Genomic DNA, 17,618 nt, shown 5'->3' with positions numbered 1-17,618 from the left:
ATTTCCCCCTTTCACGATTCGCTCACCGACATACGGACCGACACGATGCAGATCGATTTCTCCACGACCTCACGCGCCCCGCTGACGGACGGCAGCCCCGGCACAAACGCTTCGTCCGGCACCGCGGCGGCGACGCCCGCCGCGACGTCGTCCACCGATGGCGCCACCGGTACGCAGGGTTCGACCGGCGCGACCGGACAAACGCCCGGCGCATCGGGCGCATCGGGCGCGTCGTCGGACAGCCCGGCGGTCGCGCAACTGAAAGCGCTGATCGACCGGCTGCAGAAGCAGCTCGCGACGATCGAGCGCCAGATGGCGAGCGCCGCACAGCGCGCGAAGGACGACCCGGCCGCGGCGGTCGAACAGCAGTCGCTGAGCGCGGAAGCCGGCGCGATCTCGGGGGCGCTCGCGACCGCGGTCTCGCAACTCGCGGCGGCGATCGAGAAGGCGGGCGGCTCGTCGGCGGGCGGGCTGGTGTCGACGCAGGCCTGACCGGCGGCGGCCGCGTCAGCCGCCCGCATTACAATCGCAAGCACGTCTCCCTCGAAAGGACGGCAGAACGATGAATGCGGAACTCGACGACGACGATCTCACCCGCTTCGACGCGCAAGGCGGCACGCCGCTGCCGGCGGCCGACGTGCAAGGGTGGCTCGAACACGACGGCGCGCGCATCTGGCACGCGTCGTTCGGCCACGGCCCGCCGGTCGTGCTGCTGCACGGCGGCCTCGGCCATGGCGGCAACTGGGGCAACCAGGTGCCGGCGCTGCTCGCGGCCGGCTACCGTGCGATCGTGATCGACAGCCGCGGCCACGGCCGCAGCACGCGCGACGACCAACCCTATTCGTACGAACGCATGGCGTCGGACGTGCTCGCCGTCCTCGACGCGCTACACGTCGACCGCGCGCGCTTCGTCGGCTGGAGCGACGGCGCGTGCATCGCGCTCGTGCTGGCCGATCGCGCGCCGGAACGGGCGGCCGGCGTGTTCTTCTTCGCATGCAACATGGACCCGGGCGGGACGAAGGAGATCGTGCCGGGCCCGCTGCTCGACCGCTGCTTCGCACGCCACCGCAAGGACTACGAAGCAATGTCCGCGACGCCGGACCGGTTCGATGCGTTCGTCGCGGCGGTCAGCGAAATGATGCGCACACAACCGAATTACACCGCGCAGGATCTCGCGGCGATCGCGGTGCCGGTGACGATCGTGCTGGGCGAGCACGACGAATTCATCCGGCCCGAGCATGCGGCTTACCTCGCGGATACGATTCCGGGCGCGACGCTGACGATCCTGCCCGGCGTGAGCCATTTCGCGCCGCTGCAGCGGCCCGCGCGGTTCAACGCGGCGGTGCTGGCGTTTCTCGACCGGCTGCCGGGGTGACGCACGCACGCCCCGCCGGTGCGCGGGCGCGTGAGAGTGTGCGTATGCCGGTCGTGCTCGGGCCATCGCGTGGTCGGCGCCGGGAATCCAGTGCGCCTCGATCTGCCTGCGCAGCAGCGGATAGCGCAGCTTGCAGGGCATGCCTTCCTCGTGGCTCGGCAAAACGGCCTGCGGCCCGGAAATGGCGTCGCGGCATTGCAGCGCTTCGCCTGCCCCATTAGTTTTTCTTTCGGCTCGCGCAACATATCGTCGATTGTTGGCGGCGGCCCGGCGGTGGATAGTCCTGCTTCGGCAGGGACGCCGCAGCGAATTTCGCGTGGCGCGGCCCGATCCGTTGTTCACGCAACCATTCGAAATCAAAGGAACCGCAACCATGCGATTCAACGCGATGCGCATCGCCACGACCCTCTTCGTCGCTGCGTGCGCCACCGTCACGGCCGGCCGCGCGGCCGCCGCCACGCAGGACGACCTCCACGACACCGTCACCCGCCACATCGCGCCGCTGATGAAGCAGTACGCGATTCCCGGCATGGCGGTGGGCGTCGTCGCCGACGGCAAGCCCTACGTGTTCGATTACGGCGTGATGTCGAAGCAGACCGGCAAGCCCGTCACCGGCGATACGCTGTTCGAGATCGGCTCGGTCAGCAAGACGCTGACCGCGACGCTGGCATCGGATGCGCAGGAGGGCGGCGAACTGTCGCTCGCGGACCCGGCGGCCAAGTACCTGCCCGCGCTGCAGGGCAAGCCGTTCGGCGTCGTGACGCTGCTCCAGCTCGGCACGCACACGCCCGGCGGGACGCCGCTGCAGGTGCCGGACGGCATCCGCGACGACGCCGGCCTGATACGTTATCTCGCCGCGTGGCGTCCCGAGTATGCGCCGGGCACGCACCGCAAGTATTCGAACGTCGCGATCGGGATGCTCGGCTGGCTCACCGCGAAGGCGATGCACAAGGACTTCGCGACGCTGATGGAGCAGCGGCTTTTTCCCGCGCTCGGGATGACGCACACGTACATCAACGTGCCCGACGCCCGCATGGCCGACTACGCGCAGGGCTATACGAAGGACGGCAAGCCGGTGCGGATGACGCAGGGCATGCTGTGGCAGCAGGCGTACGGCGTGCGGACCACGGCGGCGGACCTGTTGCGCTTCGTGCAGGCGAACATGGGGATGATCGAGACGGCGCCGCGCCTGCAGCGCGCGATCGAACGCACGCACACGGGCTATTTCCGCGCGGGGCCGCTGACGCAGGACCTGATCTGGGAGCAGTACCCGTATCCGGTCGCGCTGCCGACGCTGCTGGCGGGCAATGCGCCGAAGATGCTGTACGAAGCGGTACCGGCCAGCGCGATCGCACCGCCGCTGGCGCCGAACCCCGATACCTGGATCAACAAGACCGGCTCGACCGGCGGCTTCAGCACGTATGTCGCGTTCGTGCCGTCGAAGCGGATCGCGATCGTGATGCTCGCGAACGGCAACGTGCCGATCGAGGATCGCGTGAAGGCGGCCTACCAGATCCTCGGGTCGCTCGGGGGCGGGCGGTAACGTTGTCACGGCCGGGCCGGATGCATCGCCCGGCCCGGCGCGTGCAACCGCGCACAGCAGCACGCTGGTCGACGAAGGTTTCGTGTGACGGCGTCGCGCAGCCGCGTCACCGCCTTACCGCTCAGGCAGCCGCCGTATCCTTTGCCGCGACAGCCGTCGCACCGCGCGCGGCCGACGCCCGAGCCTGCTCCGCCGCGCCCGCCAGCCGCCGATAGCGCGCGAGCGCCCACAGCGGGAAGTACGCGGTATAGCCGTGATACTTCAGGTAGAAGATGCGCGGAAAGCCCGGCGCATTGTGCGAACGGTGCCACCAGAAGCCGTCGTCCTGCTGCACCGACAGCAGATACGCGATGCCGCGCTTCACCGAATCCGATTCGCAGTCGCCGAATGCCATCTGCGCGAGCAGCGCCCATGCGGTGAAGTTCGACGTGCTCTCGCCGCCATTGGTGCCGGCCAGCTTCGGATCGATGTAGCTGTCGTTCGTCTCGCCCCAGCCGCCGTCCGCATGCTGCCGCGCGCGCAGCCAGTCGATCGCGCGGGCGATATACGGCTGCGACTTGTCCTCGCCGGCGAGCGCGAGGCCGGCCAGCACGCTCCACGTGCCGTAGATGTAGTTCGTGCCCCAGCGGCCCCACCAGCTACCGTCGGGCTGCTGCGTGCGCTTCACGTAGTCGATCGCGCGCGCGAGCGATGCGCGTTCCTCCGCGCGCTTCGTCACGCCGAAGCACAGCAGCACGCGGCCCGACACGTCCTCGGTCGGCGGATCGAGCAGCGCGCCGTGATCGGCGAACGGGATCGCGTTCAGGTACATGCGATCGCAGTCGGCGTCGAACGCCGCGAAACCGCCGTTGCGCGATTGCAGCCCGCGCATCCAGTCGAGCGCGCGCGCGACGCGCGACGCATACGGGTTCGTGCCGTCCGCGTTGCGATGCGTGCGGCCGCGACGGTCGAGCATCGCGGTGACGACCGCGGTGTCGTCGATGTCCGGGTAGTACGGGTTCGCATACTGGAATGCCCATCCGCCCGGCTGAACGTCGGCCGGTGCATTCTCGGTCCAGTCGCCGCGCAGGTCGTTCACCTGGCGTTCGGCCAGCCAGTCGTACGCGCGCGCGATGCGCGCGTCGAGGGCGCGCTGCGCGTCGTCCGGCGCGCCGTCTTCCGGCGCTGCCACGGCGCGCGCCTGCTCGAGCGCCATCGTGCTCCACGCGGTGTCCCACACCGGCGACAGGCACGGCTGGCAATACATGCTGCCGTCCGGCCGCGTGACCAGCAGCTTTTCCAGCGCGTTCTCGCAATCGCGCCGCAGCGGATGGTCGTCCGGATAACCGAGCACTTCCATCATCTGGTAGCTGTATACGATCGGCGGGAAGATCCCGCCGAGCCCGTCCTCGCCGTTCATGCGTTCCGCGCACCACGCTTCGGCATGGCGGATCGCGCGCTGCCGCAGGCCCTTCGGGATCAGCGGTTCGAGGTGACGCACCGTGCGGTCGAGCGCGAGGAACAGCCTGCGCATGCCGCGCGCGGGCGGGAAGTACCGGCGCTCCTCGTCCGGCGGCGTGACGAACAGCTCGCGAATCGACACGTTGCGCGGATTGTGCGCGCGCGCCTTCAGCGAGCACAGCACCAGCAGCGGCACCATCGTCGTGCGCGCCCAGTACGCGACCTTGTACATCGAGATCGGCACCCACTTCGGGAACAGCACGAACTCGATCGGCATGAACGGCGCCGCGCGCCACGGCACCTGGCCGAACGTCGCGAGCAGGATGCGCGTGAACACGTTCGCGCGCGCCGCGCCGCCGAGCTTCAGGATCGCGTCGCGCGCGCGGATCATGTGCGGCGCCTGTTCGCTGTCGCCGGCCGCCTTCAGCGCGAAGTACGCCTTCACGCTGCACGACACGTCCGGGTCGCCGTCGACGTACAGCGCCCAGCCGCCGTGCGTGTCGAGCCGCTGGTTCGCGCGCAGGTAGCGCGCCATCTTCTCCTGGCGCACGTCGTCGATCCTGCCCATGAAATGCATCATCAGGATGTATTCCGCGGTGATCGTCGCGTCGGATTCGAGTTCGAAACACCAGCTGCCGTCGGGCTGCTGAAGACGCACGAGAGCGTCGCGTCCACGGGCGATCGCGGTGTCGAGCGCGGACCAGGGGGAGGAGGTGGGTGTAGTCATGCGGCGGATCATACCATCCGGCCGGAATGTTTATATCGAGACGCCGGGTGCTACCATCCGCACCATGAAAAAACACCTCGAACCCGCGCCGCACGATGCGTCCGCGCCCGCCGTTGCCACGGCCGGCGTGCGCCGGAAAAAAGCGCCGGACCAGGTGCGCGCGCAGTTGCTGGCGGCCGCATCGGAAATCGCGACACATCAGGGCGTGGCCGCGTTGACGCTCGACGCGGTGGCCGAGCGTGCCGGCGTGACGAAAGGCGCTCTGCAGTATCACTTCGCGAACAAGCAGGGGTTGCTGGATGCGCTGTTCGGGCAGGCGACCGAGCGGTTCGCCGCGCAGATGGCCGCGCGGATGGCGGCGGATGCCGACGGCGCCGGCGCGGCGGCGCGGGCGTACATGCATGCGGTGCTCGACGAATCGCACCCGGCCGCGAGTACCGACGTGCTGCGCGTGCTGGTCGCGTCGATGATCACCGACCAGGACACGCGCGAGCGGTGGTCGGTGCCGATGCGGGAATGGACGCGCCCCGATCCCGTGCCGCTCGAGCAGGCCGCGACGCTGATGATCTGCCGGCTTGCTGCCGACGGACTTTGGATTTCGAAGCTGCTCGACAGCATCGAGATCGCCGACGACCTGCGTGCGGAGATCGTCCGGCAGCTCGATGCGATGAGCCGGGGTGCGTTTCGGGACGCGAGCGACGGTCCCGCGTGACGCATGCGTCGCCGCACACCCGGCGGCGATCGCTCAGAACTGCGCCTGCAGCTTGACCTCCGTGGCATCGCGCCAGACCGTCAGCGGCACCGCCGTGCCCTTCGGTGTCGCATGCACGGCGTTCGCCAGGTCGGCCATCCGCTTCAGCGGCCGATCGCCGAACCGCATCAGCAGATCGTAATTCTTCAGGCCGGCGCGATCGGCGACGGCGCCCGGCAGCACGCCTTCGATCCGCACCGCGCCGCCGGGGACTTTCAGCGCTGCCAGCTCCTGGTCGTCCATTTCGACGAAGTACACGCCGAAGGTCGTCGGCTGGTTCAGCATGTCCGGCGGCACCAGGTGGAGGTCGTTCGGAACGCCGGCGAGAAAGCGCGACAGATACGCGGCCGGAATCCGGATCCTGAACGCGTTGTCGGGCGCGTCGTAGTCCGACAGGCTGAGCACGAGGTCGGTCCCGCTGACTTCGTAGGTCTTCAGATAGAGGCGATCGAGCATGATGAAGACCCCACCGTTCACGGGCCACGTTTTGCCGCCATCGGCGGCCGGGCTCCAGTTCTCGGTGTCCGCGTAGCCGCCGCCGTTCAGCGTCGGAATCGCGACCGGGATCTTCGGTTGCCGAAAGCGGGTGCCGAATTTCCCGTAGTCGCGCACGGTGTTGAAATACTGCTTCTCCGCTGTATGAAAGGCGACGGCGAGCCCCAGCATGGAATCGTTGCCTTGCGGAGACTGGATCAGCGTCAATTGAGCGTTGACGATGCCTTGCGCTGCCGATAACCCGGAATCGCCGACGGTCAAGACGGGGGAATCGTAACGAACGTTTTCGGGGAAACGTTCGGACAGCCACGTATAGACGGGCGGTGAGGCCTTTTCCTGAGCCAGCGCCGCCGGTGCGGCCAATAACGACGTCGCCAGCACGGCGGTTAATGCAAAAACACGTTTCATCCCGGAATGTCCTTTTATGGAAACTTATTTTAATGGTGAGTTAATTCGGACAACAGATCAGTCAGCGTGGAGCCCGCACGCTTGACGGAGCCGATGGAAAGTCTTGACGGCACTCCGCCCATTTCAGGATCGCATCGAGTGCCGGGCACAGCGCCTGTCCCCAGTCAGTCAGGCGATAGTCCACCTTGGGCGGCACCTCGTGATAGACCGTGCGCGTCACGATGCCGTCCTCTTCGAGGCGGCGCAGCTGTTGCGCCAGCATCTTTTGCGTGATGCCGGGAATCAGCTTTTCGAGGTCGGAAAAGCGTCGCACCTGGCCACCGAACAGGTGAAACAGGATGACGAGCTTCCAGCGTCCTTCCAGCAGCTTGAATGCGGCTTCGACGTCGATCGCGGCGGTCGTGGGCGTGTAGGCTTTTCGGTTGGGCACGGCTTACTTACTTTTTAGTGCGTTCTTGCGATGCGGTAAGTATAGCGACATCATTGGGACTGGAAATCATGATCTTCAGGGAAAGTATGATGAACGTGACCTTGCCGTCGCCGCTGGATGTCTATCTGAACGCGGAGGCCGACAGCGACACCGCTCCTCTCGTCCACTGCTTCGCTTCGGATGCCGTCGTGCACGACGAGGGACGCACGATCAAGGGGCTCGCAGCAATCCAGGCCTGGAAGAAAGACAGCAAAGCCAGGTACCAGTACGTCATCGAGCCGTTGGACTCGTCCCGGAATGGCGACGTCGTCACGATGCGCGCCAGGCTCACCGGTTCCTTCCCCGGTAGCCCGCTCGAACTGACCTACACGTTCGTCCTGGCCGACGGCAAGATCGCGTCACTCGAGATTCGCTGATGAGCGCGACATTCGAACTTCAAGGCCTTCGGGCACTTGTGACGGGCGGGACCAAAGGAATCGGCAAGGCCGTTGTCGCGCAGCTTTGCGAGGCCGGTGCGACTGTCCTTGCGACGGCACGTTTGCGTCCCGATGACCTTTCCGAAGAAAGGTTCGTCGGTGCGGACATCACGACGGCCGACGGCTGTAAAACCATTGTCGACGCCGTGCTCGAACGGCTCGGCGGCGTCGATATCCTCGTGCACGTGGCGGGGGGCTCATCTGCGCCGGCGGGTGGCTTCAGCGTGCTCGACGACGACGAATGGAACAAGGCATTGAACCTGAACTTGCTCGCGGCGGTACGCATCGATCGCGCGCTGCTACCCTCGATGATCGAGCAACGCTCGGGCGTCATCGTCCACGTGACGTCAATCCAGCGGCAATTGCCGTTGCCGGAAGCCACGATTGCCTACGCCGCCGCGAAGGCTGCCCTGTCGAACTACAGCAAAGCGTTGTCGAAGGAAGTCAGTCCGAAAGGCGTTCGGGTCGTACGTGTCTCTCCGGGCTGGGTCGCAACGGATGCCGCCGAGAATCTCGTCGCCAGAATTGCCGAGCAGAACGGCATCGATTCGGACGGCGCCCGGAAAGTCATCATGGATTCGCTCGGCGGCATTCCGCTGGGCCGGCCATGTTCTCCCCGGGAAGTGGCGGAACTCATCGGTTTCCTTGTCTCCGCACGCGCTAGTGCCATCACCGGCACCGAGTACGTCATCGACGGCGGAACCGTTCCGACCGCGTGACCTGAGCCGCTTGTCGGTGGGTGTCGGCGTCGCATTGGATGCGCGGCGAGATCGAAGCGTTTGGCTTTGGGTTGACCGTCAACGGGACGGGTATGCCGCTGATTGCCCGGATGCGACGCGGGAAAAGAGACGTCATGCCTGCAAGACTCCCGGAGCGCGACTCGCGGGAGGTGAGCTTGTTCTAGCGAGTAGCGCAATGACGCCTCCTCGAAAAAGCAGGCGAACGCAGGTCAGACGAAAGGCCATCCATCGAAGTATTCCGGAATCTGCCATGTCGATCTTGTCTTCGGTAATTCAGTGTTGCGTCGTTGTTGTTGCTGTTGCTGTCACTGGCGGGGTGAACGCATTCGCGGGCGAACAGGCGCCGTCCTCGGTTCGGTTGTCGAATGGACTTCAGTTCCGACCGACTGAAGATGGAAAACGGCTGGTTGAAGTCGATATGGCCCATCACCGCACAATTTCGGTGAAGTTGCCTACGGCGTTTCGTCGGGCCGTCGCCTCGTCGTCGGGCATCGGATTCCCGTCGGCGATATCGAAGGTTGTCGACGGAAAAGAGTTCGTGCTGGTGGTCGTCAACCAATCGTCGAGCAATCAACCGATGGGCTTTTGCGGTGCCGGCGACGAAAGCACCCTGTATGCGCTGAAGGTCAACGGCAACGCCGCGGCCCCGGTCTATTCGATGCCGGTACAAAGCTGTTTGCACAGCGTGTCTCTCGATGACAACGGAGGCGACCGGTCGCCGTGGCTCGCGATCGAGTGGCTCGAGAACCCGGTTGGATTCAAGATTACCTGGACCAATATCGACGACGCCGGTAATGCGACGCGCGAGTACCGGTACAACGGAAGCACGTTTACTCGTAGCAAGTAGTCCGCGCTCGTAGATCAAAGCGCTCGGGCCACGAGTTGACGACTTTATTGACGGACTTGCCAAAGCAATGACGTCAACTCGCACGTGTCCGGAATAAATTTATCAACTTGCGTCGTTGACTTCGAATCCCGGCCGGGCCCCGGCAAGTGAATCGCATCATTCGCTCAAGGTATGGGGCCACACGCGCCGACCGGGCGGAAACCGCACCGATCGTCGACCCGGGTCGATGCGACACGCTTCATCGTCGATCGAAGCGGGCGGCGGCCGTGGAAGACCCGTTGCAGACCTCGGATGCCGGGACGACAATATCCGCCGGATTCGCTTCAGAGGTGGCCCGACATGGTCAAATTCCAGCCCGACGGATGGCACACCGTCACGCCGCGGATCGTCGTGCCCGATCCGCACAACCTGATCGAGTTCGTTCGCGCGGTATTTCACGCGCAGGGCGCATTCCGGCCCGGGCTGCCCGCCGAAATCAGGATCGGCGATTCCGTCGTGATGATCAGCGGCGAAGACGGCCTGCGCGATCCGATGCCCGCGTTTCTGTATGTCTACGTCGAGGATGTCGATCTGGTTTATCAGCGCGCGCTCGCGGCGCATGCGATTTCGCTCGAAGCGCCGGCCGACCTGCCGTACGGCGACCGGCGGGCGATGGTGCAGGATCCGTGGGGAAATCGTTGGCAGATCGCCACGCATCAGCGCGACCTCCCGGTCGACGAGATCCGTGCAAGGCTGGCCGGCGGCGGCTAGGCACCCGTCGGCGCACGTCGCTTGCCGTGCAGCGCGCGCGACAATCCGTCCAGGCGATCGTTGGTACTGCTTGGTGCATGAGTCAGGCACAGCTTGCCCGTTCCTCTGTCGCAATCGTCAAGATCCACGTCGCGTACAGATAAAACCTTCCCGTTCCCGCCGCCGTTAACCCGTTCGCAGCCCATGCGCCCCGTGTTGCGACGCGGCGCGCGTCGTTCGTGATCCGGAATCCACATCCGCCGCTGGCCGTGCCCGGCCGGGGCAAGGGAACGTCATGCGAAAACAACTCACTATCCGTGGTGGTCTCGTCGCGACCATCGCCGGCTATACCGTGCTGCTCGTACTGGTGGTCGCCGCAAGCATCGCGGCCCTCTACGCGGGCAACGGGTCGCTCGAGGCGATGTACCGCGACGACACCGCGTCGCTGCTGCACCTGAAGACCAGTTCCGAGCGGATGCTCGTGCTGCGCGAGCGCATGAGCGACGTCGCGCAGATCATCAGCGCCGGCCACTCGGGCAAGGAGGAGATCGCGGCGCTCCACACGCTCCTCAAGCAGAGCAACGACGAACTGGACGCCTATACGCGCCTGCACGCGCGCAATGCGGACGAGCAGGCGCTGTTCGACACGCTGCAGCATCACCGCCGGGCGCTGCTCGACGGCGTGTTCCTGAAGGCGCTGTCGCAACTCGACGGCGATGACGCATTCGGCTTCCTCGACACGCAACGCAATGTGCCGCCCGCGTTGTTCGCCGCGTACCAGGCGGCGATCGACGCGCTCGAAGCGTTCCAGGTTGCACGCGAAAAGGCGCGCTACGACGCGGCCGGCGTGAATTTTCACCGGATCGTGTGGGGGATGGCGGCGGTCGCGGCACTCGCGCTCGTCGTCGGCTTCTTCACGCAGCGCGTGCTCGCGAAGGCGATCATCGAACCGATCCATCTCGCGGTCGGCCAGTTCGACAAGATCTCGAAAGGCGACCTGACCGGCACGATCGTCGTGCCCGGCGACAACGAGATGGCCTATCTGCTGCATGCGCTGAAGCGGATGCAGGACGGCCTCGTCGATACCGTGAACCAGGTGCGCGCGAGCACGGAGACGATCGTCGGCGACGTCCGCACGATCGCGAGCGGCAACGTCGACCTGTCGGCGCGCACGGAGCAGCAAGCCGTATCGCTGCAACAGGCGGCGGCGAGCGTCGAGCAACTGACGGCGGCCGTGCGCCAGAACGCGGACAACGCGCGCGATGCGCGCACCTATGTCGAAGGCGCGGCGGGCATCGCGTCGCGCGGCGGGGACGCGATGCAGCGCGTCGTCGAGACGATGTCGGAGATCTCGCACAGCTCCGCGCGGATCTCCGGCATCGTCGGCGTGATCGAGAGCATCGCGTTCCAGACCAACATCCTCGCGTTGAACGCGGCCGTCGAAGCCGCGCGCGCGGGCGAGCAGGGGCGCGGCTTCGCGGTCGTCGCGACCGAGGTGCGCGGCCTCGCGCAGCGCTGCGCGTCGGCGGCGAAGGAAATCCGCGAGCTGATCGGCCATTCCGCGCAGCGTGTCGAAGACGGCAGCGGCCTTGTCGCACGGGCCGGCTCGGCGATGACCGAGCTCGTCGCCGCGGTCGAACGCGTCAACCTGATCATGAGCGAAACCAGCAACGCGTTCGAAGAACAGTCGGCGGGCATCGAGCAGGTGAACGCCGCGGTCATCCAGATGGAGCAGACGATGCAGCGCAATGCCGCGCTGGTCGAGGAGGCGGCGGCCGCGGCGCTGTCGCTCGACGAACAGGGCGCGCGGCTGAGCGCGGCGGTCGCGCAGTTCCGGCTGCGTGATGCGGCGCTCGCGTGACGCGCCGATGCGGGCGTGCGGCGCCGGGTCGTCGAGCCGGGCGCACGTTTGCGGTGCGCAAGTCACGGCTGCCGGTCACGATGCGATCCGTGCACCGGTTCGGTGAAGCAGGGGATCGGGACGATCGCCGAACCCGATGCGACGCTGTCGGGGGGTGTCGTGAGCGCGAGGCGGCGACGGCCGCGCAGCCGTGCGCGTCGGCCGACGCTGGAGCGCATTGGTCACAAAGTTCTCCACAGGGTTATGCACGGAAATTGTGGATAACTTGCGATGCGGTAACTGAGTGCCGGCGATCCCGAATCGCGCATGTCGCGACGCGACATCGCGCGCCGCGAATTGCTTTGCCGAAAAGATCGTTTAGCGGCCGCCGCGGAACGCAATAGCATGAAACGCTCCCTCAATCGGCCGCGCATGCACGGCCGTTCATTGCGACCGTACCGGCCCGACATGACGACACTGAACGACTATCTCCAACAGAAGCGCGACGCGTGGCGCGCGAAACTGGACGCCGCCCGCAGCCATCCGGACCTGAAGGCCACGCCGCTGAAGGCGACCGTGCGCGCGCTGGGCCGCAGCGGCGTGCGGGAAATTCGCATTCGCGATTTCCAGGTGATCAGCGACAGTCCGCCCGATTTCGCGGGCTACGACCTCGGGCCGGCATCGCCTGAGCTGCAGCTCGGCGTGCTCGGCAGTTGCCTCACGCACATCACGCTGATTCAGGCCGCGGAGCGCGGCCTGAAGATCGACTCGATCAAGGTCGAGGTGACCGGCGACCAGCATCCGCTCGCGCAGCAACCGGGCTTCGAGCATGTGCCGGTGTTCCCGCACAACCTCCGCTACACGCTCGACATCGTGTCGCCGGAACCGCCGGAGACGATTCGTGCGCTGCATCAGGCGGTCGAGGCCGTTTGCCCGATCTTCAACCTGCTGAAGCTGCCGCAGACGATCGACGGCGAATTGCGGCATACGCAAGGTTGACGTACGCCGGCGCACCGACGCATCGCAGCATGCGACGGTGTCGCGGCATGAACGAACTCACTCGATACCCTGTGCACCCCGTTGGCACGATCCGGAAGCTGCTGGAATACGTCCAGTCTCCGCGCGCAGAACCGCCAGCGACGGGTCGCCGGTCGCACGGCTGCGCGACGTCGAGTAGCGAAGCATCGGCGAAGCGAGAACGAAGCAATCCGCGATTGAACATGCACGTTGCTGCCAAGCGCGGGCGGCGAGCAACTTTATGACGCGGGCCGATTAATTTATCGGTTTATATCGCTTGGGATCGCGGGACCGGGAGAACAGAATGCGTGCTGCGCGGAGCGCGACGGCGTCGCCGTTCATCCTGTCATGAAATTAAGGAATGCGATGAGTTCGATCGATATCAAGGCCCTCTCCCCGGTTTCCTCGCCCATCCGCTCGGCAAGCGACGTCGCGCGCCTGATCAACACGGTGGACAGTTCGGTCAGCCATGCGCGGATGATCGTGCTGCTGGCGCTCGGCGGCGTTTTTCTCGACGCGTACGATCTGACGACCCTGTCCTACGGGATCGACGACGTGGCGCGCGAGTTCGCCCTGACGCCCGCGCTGACCGGGCTGGTCGGATCGGCGATCATGATTGGCACGATCTTCGGCAGCCTGATCGGCGGCTGGCTGACCGACCGGATCGGCCGCTATCAGGTGTTCATGGCCGACATGCTGTTCTTCGTGGTCGCGGCCATCGCGGCCGGGCTCGCGCCGAACGTCTGGGTGCTGATCGGCGCACGCTTCGTGATGGGGCTCGGCGTCGGCATCGACCTGCCTGTCGCGATGGCGTTTCTCGCGGAATTCTCGAAGTTCAACGGCCGCGGCAACAAGGCGTCGCGGCTCGCGGCGTGGTGCCCGATGTGGTACGTGGCGTCGTCGGTCTGCTTCCTGCTGATCTTCGGCCTGTATTTCCTGCTGCCCGCCGAGCATGCGGGATGGCTGTGGCGCGCGTCGCTGATCTTCGGCGCGGTGCCCGCCCTCGTCATCATCCTGTTCAGGAACCGCTTCATGAACGAGTCGCCGCTGTGGGCCGCGAACCAGGGCGACCTCGCGAATGCCGCGAGAATCCTGCGCGAGTCGTACGGGATTCACGCACACGAAGCGGAGGACGCACGACGCACGCCGAGCCAGCCGCCCGTGCGCATTCGCGTGCTGTTCCAGCGCCCGTACCTGGGGCGCACGATCGTCGCCAGCGTGATGAACCTGTGCATTCCGTTCGAATACACGGCGATCGCCTTTTTCCTGCCGTCGATCCTGTCGCAGTTTCTCGGTGCGGGCGTGTTCGAAACGATCGCCGCGTCGCTCGCGTTGAACGTGTTGTTCGCGTTTACCGGCGGGTTGCTCGGCATGCATCTCGCCCATCGGCACGCGTCGCGTCATGTCGCGATCGCCGGTTTCGCGCTCCAGTTCGTCGCGCTCGTGGCGCTTGCGCTGGCCGGACATCCGCATGGCGCGCTTGCGATCGGCTTCGTGCTGTTGATGCTCGGCACCTGGTTGTTCGCGGAAGGGTTCGGACCCGGCGCGCAGATGATGATCTATCCGACGCTGTCGTATCCGGCGACGATCCGCGGCACCGGTGTCGGCTTCGGACGTTCGCTGTGCGGGATCGGTCAGGCGCTCGCGCTGTTCGTGCTGCCGATCCTGCAGGCGCGGCTCGGCACGGACATGTTCTGGGTCGTCGCGATCAGCGCCGCGACGCCGATCGTGTTCCTGTTGATCGTGCGTTACGAGCCGACCGCACGCGATATCGACGACGACGGCGTGGCGTGAATGCGGGCGGGATCGCCCGTCGTCATCCGGAATCGTGTGAAAGGAAAGCGCGCGCGTCGTTCGACGCGCGCGTTGTCGTTGGTGTAACCGCAAGGTTTGCGCAGTCGATGCGCGAGCATGCGGCAGCAGAACGCGCATCGGCGCAGCGTCGTTTCGAATTGGAGGCGGGAGAGGGTTGGGCGGCGTGCCGGCGCGCCGGTTGCGGTTGATCGCGAAGCCGGCCGGCCCGCACGGGAGCCGGCCAACCGCCGCGATTGCGTGACGCTCAGGCAGCCGCGCGTTCGGCCGCGCGCTTGACCTGCTCGATGTCGCGGAACTGCGCGGCAGGATGCTCGTCGGGCAACCGCGCCGAGCCGCCGAACAGTTTCTCGCGCAGCGTGCCCGGCGCATAGCCGGTCGGATACACGCCGCGGCGCTGCAGTTCGGGGACGAGATAACGCACGACGTCCTCGAAGGTTTCGTGCGCGACCGCATACGCGAGGTTGAAGCCGTCCACGTCGGTGGCGGCGACCCATTCCTGCAGGATGTCCGCGACGGTTGCCGCCGAGCCGACAAAAACCGGGCCCATGCCGCCGATCCCGCCCCAGGCCGCCAGCGCCTCGATCGTCCACGCGGTGTCGCCACCCGCCAGGTGTTCGACTGCCGACACGATCGCATTCGTTTCGACACGGCGGACCGGATCGTTCGGCGCGTACTGGCCGAAGTCGATGCCGGTCCAGCCGGACATGAACACCAGCGAGCCGTCGTACGACACGTATTGGCGATACTCGTCGAACTTCGCCTGCGCCTTCTCGTCGGTTTCGTCGACGATCACGGTGACGAGGTTGTAGATCAGCACCTTGCTCGCGTCACGCCCGGCGGCCGCGGCCTGCGCGCGCACGTCGGCCACGTAGCGCGCGAGCTGCGGGCGGGTCGGCGCGGCGACGAACACGCATTCCGCGTGCTGCGCGGCGAACGCCTTGCCGGGGCCGGACGCGCCGGCCTGGAACAACACCGGCGTGCGCTGCGGCGACGGCTCGCACAGGTGGTAGCCGGGCACGTCGAAGAAGCGCCCCTTGTGGCCGATCTCGTGCACCTTCTCCGGGTGCGTGAACACGCGGCCGTCGCGATCGCGGACCACCGCGCCGTCTTCCCAGCTACCCTCGAACAGCTTGTACAGCACCTCGACGTATTCGGCCGCGACCGCATAGCGGTCGTCGTGCGTGCGCAAGCCGTGATCGCCGATGTTCTTCGCGCCGCTTTCGAGGTACGACGTGACGATGTTCCATGCGAGCCGGCCCTTCGTGTGGTGGTCGGCGGTCGACAGCCGGCGCGCGAACGTGTACGGATGCTCGAACGTCGTCGACGCGGTGATGCCGATGCCGAGATGCTCGGTCGCCATAGCGATCGGCGCGGCGAGCTGCAGCGGATCGTTGACCGGGATCTGCGCGGCCTGGTGCAACGCGTGGTAGTTGCTGCCCTTGTAGACGTCGTAATAGCCGATCACGTCCGCGATGAAGATCGCATCGAAGATCCCGCGTTCGAGCACGCGCGCGAGGTCGGTCCAGTAGTCGAGATCCTTGTACTGCCACGAGCGGTCGCGCGGATGGGCCCACAGCCCGGGCGACTGGTGGCCCACGCAGTTCATCTCGAACGCATTGAAGCGGATCGACTTGCTCATCGCGCGGCCTCCGTTTCCGCCTGCGTGCCCGCACCCGTGCCCGAGCCGTTGCCGACCTGCCACACGAACGGCGGCGTGCGCCCGTTGATGACCCAGTCGCCGACGATGCGCGCCTTGTACACGAGCGGATTGTGCGACGACACGGTGCGCGCGTTGCGCCAATGGCGGTCGAGCGCCGTCGTGCTGCGGGTCGCGGACGCGCCGAGCGCGTCGAACAGGCGCGTGGCCGCGCGCAGCACGAGTTCCGACACGACGAGCTGGCTCTGAGCGGATTCGATCTCGGCCGCGACGTTCGCCTCGTGCTCGGCCGCCGCGTCGCCGCCGAAGTGCGTTTCGTACGCCCGTTGCAGCGGCTGCGCGGCGCGCTGCGCGAGCGCGTCGGCCGCATAGGCCCACGATGCGATCTCGCCGATCACCTGCTGCAACTGCGCGTCGTCGGCCGCGCGCGGGGCGTTGCCGTGGCTATAGACGCGGGTGCGGCGGCGCACCAGGTCGCCCGCGTCGCGCACGATCGCGTGGCCGATGCCGGCCAGCGTCGCGACGTGGAAGAGCTGGTAGAACGCGGTCTGATACTTGAAGCGTCGCGCGAAGTCGATCACGTCGCGCGCGTCGACGGCCGCGTCTTCGAAGCGCGTGGTGCCGCTGCCGGTCGTCGTCTGGCCGAAGCCGTCCCAGTCGTCCTCGCGGATCACGCCGGGCTGCTCGGTCGCGACGGCGACGATCACGTCGGCGCCGTCTTCCGCGCGTTGCGCGAACACGTCGATCCAGTCGGCGAACAGGCTGCCGGTGCTGTAGAACTTCCGTCCGTTCAGCACGAGCCGGCCATTCTTGTTCGACACCTGCGTGACGGTCTGGCCGAGCGCCACGTCGCCGGTTTCGGTCCATGCATTGCCGACGAGCTGGCCGCTCGCGAAACGGTCGAACCACGTCTGGCGGTCGGCGCCGGGCGGTGCGTTCAGCCAGTCCTCGACGAACGCGAAGTGCCCGCGCAACGCCTGCGGCAGATTGGAATCGGCGGCCGCGAGTTCGGTCAGCAGCCGGAACAGCTGCGGCACCGACGCGCCGGCGCCGCCGTCGCGTACCGGCAGCCGCACGGCGCCGAAGCCGGCGGCCTTCAGCCAGCCGATCGCGTCGTGCGGCAGTTCGCGGCGGCGTTCGCGTTCCGCGGTGCCGGCCGCGATGCGGTCGAAGATCGGCCGGAAGCGGAGGGCCAGCGCGTCGTAGTCGGTGCCGATGGAAAGTTCGGATACTGCGGGAGACGAAGTCATGCGGTAGTCCTTGAAAGGCAGGGCCGTCGATGCCGGCAGGCCAGTATAGGAAGCGCGCCGCGGACGATCCAATAACGG

The 17,618-nt window shown here is 66.6% G+C and carries 16 protein-coding genes; 11 read left to right on the top strand and 5 right to left on the bottom strand.

Going from position 1 to position 17,618, the window contains the following annotated elements; translation table 11 throughout:
* The first annotated feature begins 45 nt into the window (after nt 1-45).
* From HWX08_RS09520 to ampC, 3 genes are all read left to right on the top strand, one after another.
* Entirely contained in the window at nt 46-492 is a 447-nt protein-coding gene (locus HWX08_RS09520; protein WP_174921462.1) for a hypothetical protein, read from the top strand.
* 70 nt (nt 493-562) lie between these two features.
* A complete protein-coding gene (locus tag HWX08_RS09515) occupies nt 563-1,375 on the top strand; it encodes an alpha/beta fold hydrolase (RefSeq protein WP_174921408.1) in 813 nt (270 codons plus the stop codon).
* Nucleotides 1,376-1,748: 373 nt separating this feature from the next.
* Complete coding sequence (gene ampC, locus HWX08_RS09510) at nt 1,749-2,918, top strand: class C beta-lactamase (RefSeq protein WP_174921407.1); 1,170 nt, start codon at nt 1,749-1,751, stop codon at nt 2,916-2,918.
* Between the two features lie 121 nt (nt 2,919-3,039).
* Here the strand turns inward: ampC and shc are convergent, their stop codons facing one another.
* On the bottom strand, nt 3,040-5,097 hold the full coding sequence (gene shc / locus HWX08_RS09505; protein ID WP_174921406.1) for a squalene--hopene cyclase: 2,058 nt from the start codon (nt 5,095-5,097) through the stop codon (nt 3,040-3,042).
* Nucleotides 5,098-5,149: 52 nt separating this feature from the next.
* On the opposite strand from shc, the gene HWX08_RS09500 reads away from it, so the two are divergent.
* Nucleotides 5,150-5,797 (top strand): TetR/AcrR family transcriptional regulator, encoded by a 648-nt coding sequence (locus HWX08_RS09500; RefSeq protein WP_174921405.1) that lies wholly within the window; start codon nt 5,150-5,152, stop codon nt 5,795-5,797.
* Nucleotides 5,798-5,830: 33 nt separating this feature from the next.
* Here the strand turns inward: HWX08_RS09500 and HWX08_RS09495 are convergent, their stop codons facing one another.
* Complete coding sequence (locus HWX08_RS09495; protein ID WP_174921404.1) at nt 5,831-6,739, bottom strand: PDZ domain-containing protein; 909 nt, start codon at nt 6,737-6,739, stop codon at nt 5,831-5,833.
* Nucleotides 6,740-6,800: 61 nt separating this feature from the next.
* Nucleotides 6,801-7,169 (bottom strand): winged helix-turn-helix transcriptional regulator, encoded by a 369-nt coding sequence (locus tag HWX08_RS09490; RefSeq protein WP_279610505.1) that lies wholly within the window; start codon nt 7,167-7,169, stop codon nt 6,801-6,803.
* Between the two features lie 68 nt (nt 7,170-7,237).
* Here HWX08_RS09490 and HWX08_RS09485 point away from each other — a divergent pair, with 68 nt between their 5' ends.
* The 7 genes from HWX08_RS09485 to HWX08_RS09455 all read left to right on the top strand — a co-directional run bounded on the left by HWX08_RS09485 (nt 7,238) and on the right by HWX08_RS09455 (nt 14,612).
* A complete protein-coding gene (locus HWX08_RS09485) occupies nt 7,238-7,585 on the top strand; it encodes a nuclear transport factor 2 family protein (RefSeq protein WP_244122696.1) in 348 nt (115 codons plus the stop codon).
* Complete coding sequence (locus HWX08_RS09480; RefSeq protein ID WP_174921403.1) at nt 7,585-8,364, top strand: SDR family oxidoreductase; 780 nt, start codon at nt 7,585-7,587, stop codon at nt 8,362-8,364. Before HWX08_RS09485 ends, HWX08_RS09480 begins: the two co-directional genes overlap by 1 nt.
* Nucleotides 8,365-8,635: 271 nt before the next feature.
* Entirely contained in the window at nt 8,636-9,232 is a 597-nt protein-coding gene (locus HWX08_RS09475; protein ID WP_174921402.1) for a hypothetical protein, read from the top strand.
* A gap of 339 nt (nt 9,233-9,571) precedes the next feature.
* A complete protein-coding gene (locus HWX08_RS09470) occupies nt 9,572-9,982 on the top strand; it encodes a VOC family protein (protein WP_174921401.1) in 411 nt (136 codons plus the stop codon).
* A gap of 274 nt (nt 9,983-10,256) precedes the next feature.
* Nucleotides 10,257-11,822, top strand: a complete 1,566-nt coding sequence (locus tag HWX08_RS09465) for a methyl-accepting chemotaxis protein (RefSeq protein WP_174921400.1) — start codon at nt 10,257-10,259, stop codon at nt 11,820-11,822.
* A 447-nt stretch (nt 11,823-12,269) separates the two neighbouring features.
* The gene (locus HWX08_RS09460; RefSeq protein WP_174921459.1) at nt 12,270-12,800 is read left to right on the top strand and encodes an OsmC family protein; all 531 of its coding nucleotides are present in this window, start codon (nt 12,270-12,272) and stop codon (nt 12,798-12,800) included.
* A gap of 384 nt (nt 12,801-13,184) precedes the next feature.
* Nucleotides 13,185-14,612, top strand: a complete 1,428-nt coding sequence (locus HWX08_RS09455; RefSeq protein WP_174921458.1) for an MFS transporter — start codon at nt 13,185-13,187, stop codon at nt 14,610-14,612.
* A gap of 265 nt (nt 14,613-14,877) precedes the next feature.
* Here HWX08_RS09455 and HWX08_RS09450 read toward each other — a convergent pair whose 3' ends face one another.
* On the bottom strand, nt 14,878-16,272 hold the full coding sequence (locus HWX08_RS09450; protein WP_174921399.1) for an LLM class flavin-dependent oxidoreductase: 1,395 nt from the start codon (nt 16,270-16,272) through the stop codon (nt 14,878-14,880).
* The gene (locus HWX08_RS09445; RefSeq protein WP_174921398.1) at nt 16,269-17,540 is read right to left on the bottom strand and encodes an acyl-CoA dehydrogenase family protein; all 1,272 of its coding nucleotides are present in this window, start codon (nt 17,538-17,540) and stop codon (nt 16,269-16,271) included. Before HWX08_RS09445 ends, HWX08_RS09450 begins: the two co-directional genes overlap by 4 nt.
* Nucleotides 17,541-17,618: the final 78 nt, after the last annotated feature.

Origin of the sequence: Burkholderia metallica, assembly GCF_902832845.1 — a bacterium.
Lineage (GTDB): Bacteria > Pseudomonadota > Gammaproteobacteria > Burkholderiales > Burkholderiaceae > Burkholderia > Burkholderia metallica.
Note: the sequence above shows the minus strand (reverse complement) of the source record. Positions and strands in the feature narration are given on the sequence as shown.